Annotated in this window: 15 protein-coding genes and 2 pseudogenes; 7 read left to right on the forward strand and 10 right to left on the reverse strand. The window is 68.2% G+C overall.

All coding sequences use genetic code 11. From position 1 onward, the window contains the following. Positions 1-356 precede the first annotated feature (356 nt). Positions 357-539, reverse strand: coding sequence for a hypothetical protein (locus tag M1203_RS26410; protein ID WP_249952309.1), 183 nt, complete (start codon positions 537-539; stop codon positions 357-359). Here M1203_RS26410 and M1203_RS26415 point away from each other — a divergent pair. Genes M1203_RS26415 through M1203_RS26425 form a run of 3 tightly spaced genes read left to right on the forward strand, consistent with a single transcriptional unit; the run spans position 538 to position 3,604 of the window. Beyond that, on the forward strand, positions 538-1,416 hold the full coding sequence (locus tag M1203_RS26415) for an alpha/beta fold hydrolase (RefSeq protein ID WP_249952310.1): 879 nt from the start codon (positions 538-540) through the stop codon (positions 1,414-1,416). The two genes, M1203_RS26410 and M1203_RS26415, sit on opposite strands and share 2 nt — an antisense overlap. Then, a complete protein-coding gene (locus M1203_RS26420; protein ID WP_249952311.1) occupies positions 1,413-2,030 on the forward strand; it encodes a hypothetical protein in 618 nt (205 codons plus the stop codon). Before M1203_RS26415 ends, M1203_RS26420 begins: the two co-directional genes overlap by 4 nt. Next, on the forward strand, positions 2,030-3,604 hold the full coding sequence (locus M1203_RS26425; RefSeq protein WP_249952312.1) for a hypothetical protein: 1,575 nt from the start codon (positions 2,030-2,032) through the stop codon (positions 3,602-3,604). Before M1203_RS26420 ends, M1203_RS26425 begins: the two co-directional genes overlap by 1 nt. Before the next feature lie 12 nt (positions 3,605-3,616). Here the strand turns inward: M1203_RS26425 and M1203_RS39080 are convergent, their stop codons facing one another. The 4 genes from M1203_RS39080 to M1203_RS26445 all read right to left on the reverse strand — a co-directional run bounded on the left by M1203_RS39080 (position 3,617) and on the right by M1203_RS26445 (position 7,204). Beyond that, entirely contained in the window at positions 3,617-3,907 is a 291-nt protein-coding gene (locus M1203_RS39080) for a hypothetical protein (protein ID WP_308404907.1), read from the reverse strand. Between the two features lie 652 nt (positions 3,908-4,559). Next, positions 4,560-5,651: a hypothetical protein gene (locus M1203_RS26435; RefSeq protein WP_249952313.1), complete on the reverse strand. Its 1,092-nt coding sequence runs from the start codon at positions 5,649-5,651 to the stop codon at positions 4,560-4,562. A 279-nt stretch (positions 5,652-5,930) separates the two neighbouring features. After that, the gene (locus M1203_RS26440; protein ID WP_249952314.1) at positions 5,931-6,113 is read right to left on the reverse strand and encodes a hypothetical protein; all 183 of its coding nucleotides are present in this window, start codon (positions 6,111-6,113) and stop codon (positions 5,931-5,933) included. 158 nt (positions 6,114-6,271) lie between these two features. Next, positions 6,272-7,204 (reverse strand): helix-turn-helix domain-containing protein, encoded by a 933-nt coding sequence (locus tag M1203_RS26445; RefSeq protein ID WP_249952315.1) that lies wholly within the window; start codon positions 7,202-7,204, stop codon positions 6,272-6,274. Between the two features lie 279 nt (positions 7,205-7,483). Here M1203_RS26445 and M1203_RS39280 point away from each other — a divergent pair. Next, a pseudogene (locus M1203_RS39280) lies at positions 7,484-7,693 on the forward strand (transposase); the annotation flags it as partial. Between the two features lie 385 nt (positions 7,694-8,078). Here M1203_RS39280 and M1203_RS26455 read toward each other — a convergent pair. Continuing rightward, positions 8,079-8,810, reverse strand: coding sequence for an SDR family oxidoreductase (locus M1203_RS26455; protein WP_249952316.1), 732 nt, complete (start codon positions 8,808-8,810; stop codon positions 8,079-8,081). A 134-nt stretch (positions 8,811-8,944) separates the two neighbouring features. On the opposite strand from M1203_RS26455, the gene M1203_RS26460 reads away from it, so the two are divergent. Further along, on the forward strand, positions 8,945-9,535 hold the full coding sequence (locus M1203_RS26460) for a TetR/AcrR family transcriptional regulator (protein WP_249952317.1): 591 nt from the start codon (positions 8,945-8,947) through the stop codon (positions 9,533-9,535). A gap of 696 nt (positions 9,536-10,231) precedes the next feature. Here M1203_RS26460 and M1203_RS26465 read toward each other — a convergent pair. From M1203_RS26465 to M1203_RS26475, 3 genes are all read right to left on the reverse strand, one after another. Next, complete coding sequence (locus tag M1203_RS26465; RefSeq protein ID WP_249952318.1) at positions 10,232-10,549, reverse strand: DUF6221 family protein; 318 nt, start codon at positions 10,547-10,549, stop codon at positions 10,232-10,234. 468 nt (positions 10,550-11,017) lie between these two features. After that, positions 11,018-11,410 carry an ester cyclase gene (locus tag M1203_RS26470; protein ID WP_249952319.1) on the reverse strand — a complete coding sequence of 131 codons (393 nt, stop codon included), beginning with the start codon at positions 11,408-11,410 and terminating at the stop codon, positions 11,018-11,020. Between the two features lie 59 nt (positions 11,411-11,469). After that, positions 11,470-12,216 (reverse strand): SDR family NAD(P)-dependent oxidoreductase, encoded by a 747-nt coding sequence (locus M1203_RS26475; RefSeq protein ID WP_249952320.1) that lies wholly within the window; start codon positions 12,214-12,216, stop codon positions 11,470-11,472. A 94-nt stretch (positions 12,217-12,310) separates the two neighbouring features. Here M1203_RS26475 and M1203_RS26480 point away from each other — a divergent pair, with 94 nt between their 5' ends. Both M1203_RS26480 and M1203_RS26485 read left to right on the forward strand, forming a co-directional pair. Beyond that, positions 12,311-12,943: a TetR/AcrR family transcriptional regulator gene (locus tag M1203_RS26480; RefSeq protein WP_249952321.1), complete on the forward strand. Its 633-nt coding sequence runs from the start codon at positions 12,311-12,313 to the stop codon at positions 12,941-12,943. A 670-nt stretch (positions 12,944-13,613) separates the two neighbouring features. After that, positions 13,614-13,787: pseudogene (locus M1203_RS26485) on the forward strand (IS5/IS1182 family transposase); the annotation flags it as partial. A 26-nt stretch (positions 13,788-13,813) separates the two neighbouring features. Here the strand turns inward: M1203_RS26485 and M1203_RS26490 are convergent. Next, positions 13,814-14,803: a CehA/McbA family metallohydrolase gene (locus M1203_RS26490; protein WP_283959058.1), complete on the reverse strand. Its 990-nt coding sequence runs from the start codon at positions 14,801-14,803 to the stop codon at positions 13,814-13,816. Positions 14,804-15,315 lie beyond the last annotated feature (512 nt).

A 15,315-nucleotide genomic window follows, 5' to 3' on the forward strand; every position in this document is an offset into this window, starting at 1 on the left:
GCCATCTGCCGTGAACGCGAAGGAAGTTGACACGGAGGAGGCGATTGTGGCCGGCCGATGTCGTCTGAGAACGAAGCACCGGATCCTCCTCGACTTGATCTACGTCATCGCCTGGGCGGGCGGTATTCAGGCCCCCTGGGGGCGTACACGAGGGGCGTCCCTCGGACGCAAGATGCGACGTGACATGCGGCGTCCTAGGCTTGATTTGTGTGCCGGTTCGAGGCGATGTCGCTCATCCCCGCTCCGTGAGGCGAGGGGGTCGGCCCGTGCGAGGGCAGGTTCTCGCCCCCCTTTCGGCACAGCATTCGGGCACGACGCGACGGCGCCGGATCAGGCACGAGCACACCCGGTCCCGGTCAGCCGGCGAAGCCGTGGCGAGCTGTGGTGCTCCTGGCCGTGGCCGCCTGTCCCCTCCTCCCCGCCGTACCGCGTACCTGCCCGTGCGCCGTACCGCGTGCCTGCCCGTGCGCCGTACCGCGCGCCTGCCCGTGCGTCGCGAGACCCCAGAAGCGACCGAGACGGAAGAGTTGATCGATCATGTCCAGCAGCGACATCGCGCTGACCGCCCCGAATCAGTTCGTCGAGGGTGCCAACGGGGTCACGTACGCCTACCGGCGGTTCGGCACCGCCTCCGACGACGTGCTGCCGCTGGTGATGCTGCAGCACTTCCGCGGCAACCTGGACAACTGGGATCCGCTGCTGCTCGGCTCCCTCGCCGCCCACCGGGAGGTCATCCCGGTCGACAACGCCGGTGTCGGCCTGTCGACCGGGACCGTACCGAACACGATCACCGGCATGGCCCGTGACGCCATCACCTTCGTCGAGGCGCTCGGGCTGCCCAGGATCGACCTGCTCGGGTTCTCCATCGGCGGGATGGTCGCACAGGAACTCACCCTGATCCGTCCCCAACTCGTCCGCCGGCTCGTGCTGGCCGGCACCGGGCCACGCAGCGGTGTGCTGATGCACGGCTGGATCAACGACGTCCAGGCCCTCGCCAACGTCGCCGACAACCATCCCGAGGACCTGCTCTCCCTGTTCTTCGAAGTCACTCCCACCAGCCAGCAAAAGGGCCGGGAGTTCCTGGAGCGGCGCGACTCGCGGACCGAGGACCGGGACAAGCCCGCCGGCCTGCAGGCCCGCGACGCCCAGATGGACGCCATCACAGAATGGGGCATCCCCGACCCGGCCCAGCTGGACCGCCTCACCGGGATCACCCACCCGGTGCTGGTCGCCAATGGTGACAACGACATCATGATCCCGACGCCGAACACCTGGCTGCTGGCCGATCACCTGCCCAACGCACGCGTCCGGATCTACCCCGACTCCGGACACGGCTTTCTCTGGCAGTGGCCCGAGGAGTTCGCCGCCCTGGTGCACAGCTTCCTGTCCGGCGCGGGCGAGGAAAAGGCTCCGTGATGGGCGCGACCGGCCGGGTGTACAGGCAGCGGCGAGCCGCACACGCGGCGGCCGTCACAGGGCTGCGGGTGCTGCTGTGGTGGCTCGGGCACGGGCTGGTGCTGGCAGCGCGGTGCAGCCCGGCGCTCCGGTCCCAGATCACGCGCGATCTCACGGTCGAGATCTCCGCCGACGACGGTCCCGGGCGCCACTGGGACTTCGACGGACAGCGCCGCCTCGTCGCCACCTCGGCCGGCCGGGCCGCGGCGCCCGACTTCGCCGTCCGTTTCAGCGGCAGCGCTCACGCACTCCGTGACCTGGTCTCACCGGATGCCGTCGACGCCATCATGCGCGACCGCGTCGACGGAACCGTCCGCGTCGAGGGGAACCATCTGCTGTTGATGTGGTTCCGCGGCCTGGTCCGGAAAGTGGTGCCGATCGGCGGAGCCGACCCTCCCCGGCGTGCCCTCCCGGGCGCCTACGTGGCACACGACCCGGCCGCCAACGGCGTCGAGAAGATCACCGTCGAGCCGGCGGTGCGGCGACTGGATCCGCAGTGGACCGGCGGCTGGCAGGCACGGGCCAAGCTGTGGATCGTCCAGGGGACCAACGGGGAACCGTTGCGGGAGCCATGATGAGCGCCCACACCGTGACCCCCAGGACGGCGACACCCGCACCCGCACTCAACGACCGCGCCCTGGGCTGGCTGCGCTACATCTGGGACAAGGCGACCACCCCGGACGACTGGAGCGACCAGGGCGAACCCCTCCCCTGGTGGGACCGCTACACCGCGCCGCCCATGTGCTCCTTCCCCCGGTTCGACGTCCACAACATGGCCTACGTCCTTCCGGTCCTGCTCGAATCGACCCCGGCCTGGCGCGAGGTCTACACCCGCATCGCGGACGAACTCGTCCGCCGCTACACGTCGTTCTGGGGCGCGGTCGACTGGTGCACGCTGATCGGTCCCGACCCCGGTGCGGACCGCTATCCCCCCGCATGGCAGGCGTTCATCCCCGAACCGCTGCGCGGCCGCTACCCGCTACCGGGCTGGACCGGAAACGGGATCGAGCCGTGGGGGCTGCAGCCCGACCCGTGCGGCGCCGACGGGAACGTCTTCTACCGGGGCTGGCTGAACCTGGTCCTCGGCATCCGCCGTTACGTCTCCGGAGAGGCCACCGAGCACCGGCCGTTCGAGATCACCGGATACCAGAACCGCCGGTTCACCTGGACGCACGCGCGGATCGCCGAATTCATCTCCGCCCAGTTCCGCAGCCGCCCGCAGGGCCCGCACTGCGAGAACACGAAGATCTGGCCGTTCTGCGTCAGCGCCACCGGCCTCGGGCTCAAGCTCTACGACGCGCAGCTCGGAACCACCCTGAGCGAGCCGGTCCCGCGCTGGTTCGACTACGTCCGCCGGCACTACATGAGCCTGACCCGCTCCGGAGAGCTGAGCACCTTCGCCCTCTACTACGACCCGATCGAGCAGCGCCTCCACTCACTGCCCGGCCCTTCCGTGGCCCACGGGGTGTTCCCCTGCCTGCTGTACATGTATCCGCAGGACCGCGAATTCTCCCTGTGGATTTACGAGTTGGCGATGCGGCGGCTCGGCTGGTCCGACCCCGATCTCCCGCTGGGCAGGCTCCGGGCCGACCCCAACCACCTCAGCACGGCCCTGTGGATGGCACACGAGACAGGGGACACCGCCACCGAGGACCGCGTCCGGGAATACGTCGAACGGGAATACCAGCCCCAGTTCTTCGGCGAGGAGAACGACCGTTTCGGATTCTGGTTCGGCTACGACTCCACCTGGCCCCGCGGACAGACCAACGCCATCCTGATGCTGGTCGAGAGCGGCACCCCGGGAGCCTGGTGGCGGATCTTCAACGAACCCCTGCCCGCCACGACGTCGGAACCGCGGCTCAGTGGCGTCGACTACCCCGCCCTCGGAATCCGTCGCGCCCGCAACAACATGGCCGACGGCGTCCTCGACATCGAGACCACGGCCGCCACCCCGTCCCGGCGGGGCACACCCACCACTCTCACCATTGACCGGCTCCCCGTACCCGTCGAGGTCTCGGTCACCGTCGACGGCCGGGACTCGGCTGCCTGGCACGTCACTGGTGGCGATTCCATCCAGCTCGACCTCGACATCGACGACCATACGATCCGGGTCGCTTTCGGCACATCCCGTGATCCAGTTCGACGCTGAGAGTCCGGCCCGCTACCGGTGTGTGGCCTGTGTGGTCACTCGCTGGATGGCGTTGACGGCGATGTCGGGGCGGTCGACGTGGATGTAGTGGCCGCTTCGGGCGGCGGTGCTGATGCTGCTGCGGCTGGAGAGCGCGAGCCATTGGTGCTGGCCTTCGGTCCACATCTGCTCCAGCGCGGGCCCGTAGTCGGGGACCTCTGCGTACTGGGACTCGTGCTTGATGATCTGCACAGGGATGTTCCCGGCGGAGCGGACCTTCGCGTCGGCGATGAGGAACTTCTCCGGGTTCTGCCCCTTGTTCACCGCGATGGTCCGGTCCCGCAGTTCGGCCGCCGGGCCGGTGGCTGCCCTCGCCGAGCCGGTCGTAGGAGCAGACCCTGGCCTTCTCGCTCAAGGTCTTCTGCAGGTCGGCCATCGTATCCAGCCCGTCGCCCCCTCCGGCCATCAGGACGACGACCGGCTGACGGTGTGCCCAGCCGCCGGAGCACGAGACGTTGACCAAGTGGCCTCCGACACGGATCTTCTTGGTTCCGGAGAACGAGTCCTCGTGGTCGTGCCGCGCGGTCGTGTCGGATGCCCGATGCGTCTGTGCCGCGGTGGTGACGTTCCGGTAGCCGATGGTGCCCGCGCCGGCCACGGCGCAGCATGTCGCGGCCACAGCGGTTGCCTTGAGCGTGCGGTTCATGAGGGCCTCCAAGAAGACAAGGGGAAGTAGACGGGTGAGGAACGGGATGGGTGTGCGGGACGCCGCGTGCCGACGGAAACGCTACGGATTCGGCGGCCCCGGATCGTCACCCCGCAGAGCGCACTTGCGCGTGGCTCCCACGGGAGAGGCCGGCCCGGACGCAGGAGAGGGCTACCGCACGATGCCGGCTCCGGGACGGGCCGTGGGCGTGGGGGTGGGGGTGGGCGCGGGCGCGGCGCCCACAGGTCGCTCGGGGGAACGGCTGCCGGTTCAGCCGGTCTTGACGGGGGTCAGGGTGAACCCGTCGTTGGGCTTGCCCGCGAGGAGGGCCGCCAGCCCGCCGCTGAGCGCGTACGTCGTCCCGCCCGGTCCCGTGGTCACATCGCTGGTGACGGGATCCTCGACGGTGTCGGTGACCGTCACCGTGGCTTCCTTCCAGCCGTCACGGGGCTCCACGCGCTGAATCCTGGCCGGCTTGCCGGACAAGAGACCGCTGCTGACCGCCGTGATCGAGCCGTCCTTCAGGAGCCGCATGCCGGCCGTGGGGGACGCCAGCGGCGCGGAGAGCTTCACCTTCTGTGCCTGTTCGGGATGTTGGACGGGCACCCGCACCAGGGATCCGTCGGCCATGGCGGTGATCAGCTGGTTCCCCTTCACCCACTCCACCGCTGCCATCCCCACACCGTCCAGGAAGTCGGGAATATCCAGCTTGCCCTGGAGCAGGTCGCTCCGCAGGAAGACCGAGGCGCGGCCCTCGCGGTCGATACGGAACACCGTCGGGGTCAGCTCGTCGACCGCGTAGGCGGTGCCGTCGGGCCCCACCGTCACGTCAGAAATCAGGTGCTGCTTGCCGTCGAGGGCGACCGCGGTCAGATCGACGCACCAGTCCTGCTTCCCGGTGGCCAGGTCGTAGCTGCCCACACCGGCGATGCGGAAGGGGGCCTCCTTGCGGGAACGGTCGGCGGTGCCGTAGTCCACATTGCTGACCAGGATGCGGTCCCGCTCGCGGTCGGCGAGGACGGCCTGCGCCGACACCAGTTCCGGATCATCGATATGGGTGCGCACCTTTCCGTCCGGACCGACGGCGTAGACCTTGCCCTGCTTCAGCGAGCCGGTGAAGAACGTCTTCGACTGCGCGTCGAAGTCCAGCGAGTGCGGGAACACATTCGGGCCGTCGGCCTTGATGACGCTGGGCGTCCTCTGCTTGCTCTGCTGCTTGCTCTGCTGCGTGCTCTGCTCGGTCCGGGGCCGCTCGGAGCCGGATGTGGCGGAGGAACCGCTCGCGGCCAATGCCATACCGGTGGCCGCCGCAACGACAAGCGCCGCGCCGGCGACGGCGATCTTCAGCTTCGTCTTCTTCATCGTCTCTGTTCCTCGGGAGAGTTGGGGTGGGGGTGTACTGCGGGTGGGCTGCGTGGGGGTCACGCGGTGATGTCGCGTCCGAGCAGGGCGGCCAGCCGGTCGATCGCGGGGGCGTCTTCCGGAACGATCCGGGACGGCGCGAACGCCCGGCCCGGAGGGCAGCTGCGCCACCAGGCCCCGGGCGAACTCGGTCTCCCGCTCGACCGTGGCGTGATCGAACAGGGCTTTCTCGCCGATGGCCTGGGCCAGATCCCAGCCGTGCACCAGGTGCTCGATGGTCTACAGATGCAGCGCGACGGAGCCGGGCACCTCACCGATCGGGGCCCGCACCGTGCGCTCCAGCGCTCCCGGGCCCGCGAAGGCGGCCACCAGGGCGGCGGCCGACGCTCGGAACGTCTCCTTGAGCGCTCCCGGAACGGGGCCGGCATCGAGAGCCGGCAGGAACGGCTCCGCCCGCATCACGACGGCGAACGTGTGCGCAGCGTCATCGCCGGGCAGGAAGGCGCGCGTGACAAGGCCCCCACGGCACTCCCTGCCGGCCTCGGGCCGGGGGCTGCCGGGTGATGCTCAGGCGTAACGCTCTGAGCGGGCGGCTGAGTTGCGGCGGTCGGACGGCCGGATCAGGAGTGCGCGGGAGGAACGGCGCGTGCGTGGATGTCGGCGGCGGGGTGGGCAGTTGCCGACCTGTCCGCGGCGGGCAGGAGGGTCTGGTTGAGCAACCGCAGTGCTGTCTGGGCGGCGGAGTCCGGCGCCGCTGTCGTCACCACCACCCGGATCCCCTGCCCCCGGGGAACCGGGAGCGAGTGCTGCAGCACGTCCAGCTCCCCGACCGTCGGATGGCGCATCCGGTACTCGGCCATGTCCCAGCCGCGCACCCGGTGCTCTGCCCACAGCGTGGCGAACTGCGGGCTGCGCATGGTCAACTCCCCTATGAGGGAGGCCAGCTGCGGGTCGTTCGGATATTCGCCGACCGCCTGCCGCAGCTTGCCCACCACGTCCCGTGCCTTCCTGGGCCAGTCCACGTACAGGTCCCGCGTATGGGCGTCCAGGAATACCAGCCGGGCGGTGTTGGGCCGTGTGGCCGCTCGATCCGGGCTGTCCGGGGCCAAGTGCCCGGCGAACAACGCATGCCCGGCGCGGTTCCACGTCAGGATGTCCGAGCGTCGACCGAGGACGACCACGGGTGAGTCCCCGAAGGCATCGACCAGTTGGCGCACCGCCGCGGTGACACGCTCGGCGGGAAGCCGACGGCGGCTCTGCCGGGCATCACCGGACAGGGTGTGCAGGTGGCGCCGCTCCGCGTCATCCAGCCGCAGAGCCGTGGCCAACGCGTCGAGGACCTGCGGCGAGGCGTTGAGCGACAGCCCCTGTTCCAGCCGGATGTAGTAGGCCACGCTGACACCGGCCAACTGGGCCAGTTCCTCACGCCGCAGCCCCGGCACCCGCCGCAGGTCGCCGTAGTCCGGCAATTCCACGTCCGCCGGCTTCAACTGCGCCCGACGCGTGGACAGGAACTCACCGAGGAGGGACTTGCCGTGCGCTGTGTCGTTCATGCGACCGAGTATGGCCATGCCCTCCACAGCTAGCCTGCCCCTGGGAGTAGCAGACACGAAGTCGCAAGCATGCGAGGCGCCTTTGCCCTCACAGGAACCGCGGCGCGTTGCCGGTGCGGGACAGCGCCGCCCCCGCCGACAGCGAGACGATGCCCGTAGAAATCGCCTGGCGCATCAGGAATCACCGTCGGGGTGTCGGGGTGTCCGCTCCAGAGAGTTGGCTCAGTTGCGGTCGCAAGGGAGAACGGCGTCATGGAAACCCGGGTCGCCGCACTGCTGGAGGCCCAGCCTCTCGCGAAGGTCCTGACCTCCATGCCTGGGGTCGCGGTCAGGACAGGTGCCCGCATCCTGGCCGAGATCGGCGAGGTCGGCGCGTTCCGCACCGCGCCGCCGACTCTACGGGCCTGCGACGTTCCCGAGGTCCACCCGGGCCTGCTGCAGTGGGCTGACGACACGTCGTACGCGGCCGACGCGGCTCGGGCGCGGTAGAGGGTCAGACAAGGCCAGCCCAAAGCCGCCTCGGAATGATCTTTGCGCTCTGATCCCCTGCTGCCCCACCACCACCGAGGAACTGATCGTGTCCTGGATCCCGGTGTTCTGATCTCGCAGGTCCATGGGCTGGAGATGATTGCTGCACGAATCCCGGGGTTACGCCACAGAGCGGCAGAGCACCCGAAGGAGAAAGAACCCCCGGGCCACAGCGTCGGGGACTCAGTCGGGTTCAGGGGAACTCACGGGGTGTCGCACAAAGGCTCGTGAGTTCAGCTGAACTGAAGCTTGTTCAGAAGGAACTCGGGGGTCGGTCCGTGTTGTCAGCTGGGGTACCCGTGGGTTCGACAGGAACGTGTGTGTGGTGCGGCGTCGCTGCGCAGGCCTATCCCTGGGCTGTGGGGCGAACAACGATGTCACCTACATCGACACCGTCCGGCTGTTCGATGGCGAAAGCGATGGCGCGGGCCACCGCGTCCGGCGAAAGAGCGATCTCCATCATCTTGTCGATCTGGTCCTTCACAGCCGGATCCATGCGCTCTGCGAAGTCCGTGCGGACGGCGCCGGGCGAGACGACGGTGACGCGGAGGCTGTCGCCGGCCTCCTGGCGCAGGCCCTCGGAGATGGTGCGCACGGCGTTCTTCGTGCCGGCGTACACCGATTGGAGCGGCACGATGCGCAGTCCGGCGGTGGACACGGTGTTGACGAAGTGCCCGAAGCCCTGCTCCCGGAATACGGGAAGAGCTGCGGCGATCCCGTACAGGACCCCTTTGAGGTTGACGTCGATCATCTCCTCCCAGTCCTCGACGCGCAGGTCGTCCAGCCGGGAGATCAGACCGATCCCGGCATTGCTGACGAGGACGTCGAGCTTGCCGTATCGATCGCGTGCCAGCTTGACGAGGCCGGAAAGGTCCTCGTGTCGGGTCACGTCCGTGCGGGCCCAGGCGGCTTCACCGCCGGCCTTTTCGATGCGGGCGGCCAGGGCTTCAAGACGCTCCGGACGGCGTGCCCCGAGGACGATCTTCGCGCCGCGCTCGGCGAGCAGGAGCGCGGTCGCCTCACCGATGCCGCTGCTGGCGCCCGTGATCGCCACGACTTTTCCTTCGATTCCCGACATGATGAACAGTCCTTCGAGCAGAGGAGTGGGGGCGGGGCGGCCATGCCCTACAGTGAAAGTGGAGGCCCCGCCACTTCACTCACACTAAGTGGCGGCCCCTCCACTTAGCAAATGGAGACAAGGGAGAGCCATTGATGACCCGGGATGCAGGACGCCCGCTGAGGGCTGACGCACAGCGGAACCGGGACAAGATCCTGGCCGCCGCGGTACGCGTGTTCACTGAAGAGGGACTGGATGCGCACTTCGAGCGCATCGCCAGAGAAGCGGGCGTGGGAACCGGCACCCTCTACCGCAACTTCCCGACCAGGGAAGCTCTGATCGAGGCGGCGTACCGCAACGAAGTGGCCCGGCTGTGCGACGCCGTCCCCGGCCTCCTTGCGGCGATGTCGCCGCCTGAGGCCCTTCGGGCCTGGACTCGCCGCTTCATTGACTACGCCACCGCCAAACTCGGTATGGCCGATGCCCTGCGAGCCGTGGTCAGCTCGGGAACGAATCCCTACGCCGACAGTCACAAGATGATTCAGGCCGCCCTCTCCTCCCTCATGGACGCCAATACCGCTGCCGGAACGATCCGGTCCGACATCAGCCCGACCGACATGTTCGCCGCCCTCGCTGGTATCGCCCTCACCTCGGCCAAGCCCGAGCAACGAGAGCAGGCCGAACGCCTCCTCGACCTCACCCTGGACGGACTGAAACCCGCGCCGTCGCGGCTCCCCGAAAACTGACGGCAGAAGCCGCGATCTCGGCCACCTGATTGCCCGCATCGACGATGAGTGCGAACGTCGCACTCTGCCGAACCCCGGGCCGGTGAACGCCTTCACGGTGGGTGGCTGGTGGTGGCCAAGAATCCGTGAACATTGAGGATGGTCCCGAAGCAAGGACCCAGGCGCTCTCAAAAACTCGGCGACATCACTCTCCCGTGGACCAAGACACTCTCCACTCTGAGCTACAGGTGCTCTCGTAACTCAGGTTCTGACACAGCTTCCGTGAAGCGGTCACCATTTGTGATCAGTGGGTGTTTCGAGTGCTTGGAGGATCTGTCGCACCTCCTGGCGCCGCTGGTCGGCGTCGGCGCTCTCCACCCAGCCGGTTGTCATTTCTGATCCGTCCTGGGGAACACGGTCCAGTGCGGGTCTGGCCGACACGCGAAGGGATACGGAGCTCAGCGCCCCGCCTTCGGACCGTCGCGTCCAGCTCGGCCTTCGACGCGTACGCGACCTCGAAGACGGCCTGCCCCAGCTCCTCGACCTCCACCGGCCCTCCCGAGCGCCAGCCCGTACTGGTTCGAGCAAGCCATACTCGCCGACCACCACCAGGCCGAACGCCCGTGAACCGCCCGTGGGAGGGAGAATCGCTGGGACTCAGCGAGATCACAAGGAGATGTCCAGCGCCGCCGAAAGCTTCGGGATTAGGGGCTCTCCTTACGGAAGCGCCCGCGGGCGCCACTCCTCACGATAGTCCGGGGCGTCGTGGTAGCTCTGAGCGAGAAGTCTGACTGCCATGCCAAGGCCAGCGGCCCAACCAGCCTCGAAGTCCTTGCTGTTGCTGTTGCCAGCTGGCGTGTCGCGGTGTGCAACCGATGCGTAGAGGTCCGTGACAGCGCGAACCATGTCAATCATAGGGATCGTGCTGTCGAGGGTCACGTCCGTGTCGGGGGGAGCAAGCGACGTGATCATCACGACGTTGTGCTCGTCCGCGTCGAGTCTCCTACGCACGAACTGGATGAGGTCATCAGTCATGACGATCATCCTTTCCGATAGCCGTGTGGTGCGTGAACCCTGCGGTCCCGTCGGCCGGCGGCCTGCCCGGACGTCCACTCGTGCCGTGGGCATCCCACCTTCAGTCGCACCGGACGGCAGGACCTGTTGAGAGGAAAACGGATCTGACCGGCGACATCGACTGAGACGCCAGACCGCTGGCCTGCCTCTCCCCCTCGCGCGGTCCTCGCGGTCCTCCCCCAGCGGCGCCGTCTGCGCGGCCGCAGCCGCCGTCCCGGCCTCTCCCGCCGCGCCCGACGCACGGGCCTGGCGCAGAGCCACGGCGTGGGAGGAGTGGCACGCGGTCATGGTCGTAGTCCGTGCCACGACCATGACCGCGTGCAGGTGCGTCTCGCGCAGTGGCCGGAGCTCCGAGAGCCTGCGGGCCCACCCGACTGTGCGCGGCGCGCGAACGGTTCTCAGAGATGCTGACGAAGGCCGCCTTGATCGTCAGCCGGCCAGCTGTCGCTGAACTGCCTGGGCGTCGATCAGATAGTTCATTTCGTAGAAGCGCCCGTCACGGACCTTGTGGAAGGCGTATTCGCCGTACTCGACGGTTGCGCCGGTGGGGGTCAGACCGAACCACTCCTTCGCGGGTGTCCCCTTGTTGAACAGACGGGCCGCCACGCGATCACCCTCGACGGCGAGGTCCTGGACCCGCCAGGTGAAGTCCGGCACCGCGTCGCCGTGCCCCTCCAGCTCGGCGATGACGTCGTCCCGCGTGACCCGCTGGCCGTTCATGACGAGCTCGTCGTGAATGAATTCGGTCATGCGCTGAAAGTCGTGAGTGTTGAGTGCGTCGATGTAGCGCTGGAAAAACTCGCGCAGGTCGGTGTCGGACATGATGGCCTCTCTGTCGCTCTGGATCTCGGGTTGTGTCATTCGGGTCGCGTACGCCGATGTCAGATCTGGTTCTCGCCGCCGTCGACGTACAGGTTGGCGCCGAGGATGAAGCTGCTCCGCCCGGAGGCGAGGAAGACCACCGCGTCGGCGACCTCGTCTGGGCGCCCGATCCGGCCCAGCGGGACACCCGCGACGAACTGGTCCTTGGTGACAGGCGCGTCTGCCTCGGCCACGGCGTCGACCGCAGGAGTGTCGATGGCGCCCGGGGAGATCGCGTTGACCCGGATGCCGCGATCCTTGAGCTCGTTGGCCCAGGTGCGGGCGAAGGACCGTATCGCCGCCTTGGAGGCCGCGTACGTGCCGAACGCCGCGACACCGTCGTCGGCGCGCACCGAGGAGTTGAGGATCACCGACGCGCCGTCGTTGAGCAGCGGCAGCGCCTTCTGCACCGTGAACAGCGTGCCCCGTACGTTGACGCCGAAGGTCTCGTCGAAGTGTTCCTCGGTGACTTGTTCAAGTGTCGCGAACGACGCGGTTCCGGCGTTGGCGAACACGATGTCCAGGCCGCGGCCCCGGGCTCGGATCGTGTCGTAGAGCCGGTCCAGGTCGGCCAGGCTGGAGATGTCGCCCACCACGGCGGTGGCCGCCGCCGGGCCGATGGTCTCGACGGCCGCGTCCAGCAGAGTCTTGCGCCGGCCGGTGATGAACACGTGCGCGCCCTCGGCCGCCAGTCGAACGGCGGCGGCCAGGCCGATCCCGCTGCTGCCGCCGGTGACGACGGCGGTCTTGCCTTCGAGCTGTCCCATGATCAAGACCTCCACAGATTCGGTACCGATCGGTACTGAATAAGACCGTAACACCTTTCGCACCGACCGGTACAGAAGGAGTACGATCGTCGGCATGAAGACGGGACAGAAGGCGCCGATCGGCCGACCGAGAGGATTCGACACCGAGGAAGCCCTCGAACGCGCCATGCGGGTCTTCTGGGAACAGGGCTACGAAGGCGCCAGCCTCACCGACCTGACCGGCGCCATGGGTATCAACCGCACCAGCATGTACGCGGCTTTCGGCAACAAAGAGGACCTGTTCCGCAAGTGCCTGGAGCGCTACACGGAAGGCCCCGCCTCATACGGGGCCCGCGCCCTGAAGGAACCGACCGCCCGTCAGGTGGCCACCGCGCTGCTCAACGGCGCAGTCCGCGCCACCACCGGCAACGACAGCCCCGCCGGGTGCCTCGGTGTCCAGGGATCCCTCGCCGCCGGTGAGCCGGGAAGCAACGCCCGCGACGCACTCGCCGCCTGGCGCGACGAGCACGTCTCACTTCTCCGCGACCGCTTCCAGCAAGCCGTCGACGAAGGCGACCTGCCTCCCGACGCCGATCCCGGCCTGCTCGCCCGTCACCTCACGACCATGGCGAACGGCATCGCCGTCCAGGCCGCCGGCGGCATCACCCGCGACGTCCTCCAACAGGTGGCCGACATGACCCTGCGAAGCTGGCCACCCGCCACGGGCCCAGCTCAGCCGGACGCCTGAGCGGGCACCCATCCGCACCATCCGCTTTGTCCGGAGGAGCAGACGGTCTTCGCCGGACCCCCGGCCCATGCTCGAATGCCGACGAGGCGGCAAGAATCGGCGCGTGACGCATCCAAATCTGCCCGCAGAATCTCCTCATCACCCGCTTATACGGATCCAGCATGATCGCTCGGCGCCACGCTGACCGGCGGGAGGCACCGCCGGCGCCTGGGAGCAGGTCGTCGGTGCCCGTGCACAGAGCGACGCAAGCGCGGAGGCCTTCGCGTTATCGCTACTTGCGCAGGCGCTCTACGCCGCAGCACACGGCAAGCGCGGGGGCGGGACACCGGCGCTGCGACGGTGTCCAGGATGCTCTGATCGGCACCGGCCACGAACGCGGAGGCTGGACCAGTACGGTGCGAGCAGCCCGGCGGACCCGATGATACGTACATCTCTTCCGGGTGCGGAGGCGGCAACCGTGAGCGCCAGTGAAGGATCACGCGATGCGCGGATCGAGCAGCTGCGCCGGGCTCGCCAGGAAGACAGCGCGGCCAAGACGACCCGTGCCGCCACAGCTGTGGGCGACCTGGTCAAGGCCGGACAGCGCACCACCTTCTCCCCCGTCGCCCGGGAAGCCGGCGTGTCGACGTGGCTCGTCTGCAACAACCTCACCGTCCAAGCCGCGATGACCGCCCGATGCGGCGTCGTCCACGGCTCAGGGCTGAGCAAAGTGCGCTGGGTAGTGGAGCGCGCCTCCGCCTGGCTGCACCAGTTCAAACAGCTCCGCATCCGATACGGACGACGCACCGACCCCCGTGGGGGCGTGCTCCAACTGGCCTGCGCTCTCATCTGCCTTCGACACCTCCACAAGCCGTCGAGGCAATCCGGAGGTCAGGTCAACACGATCGGGTTGGTGAGAGCGGCCATAGAGCCCTGCGGATGGCGTACCTCGATTCGGACGAACGCCGAGTCCTCCGATGTCGTATACCACTCGGCGGTGCCCACGCCGGAATCTCGCAGCACCTCGCGATGGACATTGCCTCGGTCGGTGTGAAAGCTGACGGCCGCCGATGGGACACCGCGGATGTGCGCGCGCACCGTGACGGGTTCCCCGCGGGTTGCCAGGTGTTCGCCGATCCCCGCGTTGCGGCCGGCGGCGACGGCCGTGAGCGACAAATCAACGGCAGCCGATTCGGCGATCCAACTGCGGCCCGCACGGATTCCGGCGAGGATGGCCGGCGTGCTCAGATCCTCGGCGAGCACGACAGTGTGCGGGACGCCGATCTGACCCTCAAGGTGGGTGTCGCTGTTACCCATGGCGGGCCGCCAGCTCCCCGCGTGGATCCCCTCCGCGATACCCCGCCCCCACTCGGCGAGGGCGGCCTCGTTGTCCGCGTTCCACGGCCGGTCCGACGTCCACAGCCCGTTCCATACCTCGACCACGTCGAGACCCTTGTACGGGTACATGAAGCTGCCTGAAGGGTAGGGGGCATGCGGGTGCGCGGCCACGCACAGCCCACCGGATTCGTGCACCTGGTCCAGGCAGCGATCGATGAGTTCGTCGCCCACACGGTAGTCCCAGTCGATCACCTGCCCCGGGGCGATGCCGAGCGCGAGCCAGTGCCCTGTCTTCGTCGTCACCTCCTCACCCAGGAGAATCAGGAAGTCGTCTGTGGCATGGCGCCCCCAGGCGCCGTGCGCGTCCGCAGAGTTGTGCTCCGTGGTGGCAATGAAATCGAGTCCCGCCGTGCGAGCATCCGCGGCCAACTGCTCAGGAGTGAGTTCGCCGTCCGAGTACACGGAGTGGATGTGGCAGTCTCCGCGATACCAACTGGCTTCTCGGCCACTCACTTGCGCGGGCGGGAACCCCGAGTCCGACATCGCTCTCCCTGTCGCAGGACGGCCCAACAGCCAAACGAACGAGCGCAGCCGGCACGGTGTTCCCAGCGTCGACTCGGCCGGGCGTGCACAACACGCACGCCCGCCCCGGACTTCATCTTGAAACCTTCAGTCAGTTCGGTTCGGTGATCTTCACTGCGGCAGGAGCGGAGGACGCCTTGAAGCCTGGTTCGCCTGCCACTTGGACATCATCCGGCTCGCTGCTTCACGCACGGTGCCTCAAACGCCATACCCTTTGCTGACCCTGTCATCGTGGCCAGTGCCGTCCGCAATGCCGCGGCCGGGCACAAAGCCTCACCGACGACATCACCTTCGAGCCGACGAGGAATCAACCACGCCATGCCCGGCACCCGGCCCCCCGTGCTCCTCGACGAGTCCTTCCAGGCTGATCCCCACGCCTCTCGTACGCCGGCCTGCGCTGCACAACCGCAGCCCTGCGGGCTCTTGCCCCCGACGGAGCACCAGTCTGGCTGATAACCAGCTACCAGAACGTA

It is taken from the genome of Streptomyces sp. 35G-GA-8 (genome assembly GCF_023534745.1).
Taxonomy (GTDB): Bacteria; Actinomycetota; Actinomycetes; order Streptomycetales; family Streptomycetaceae; genus Streptomyces.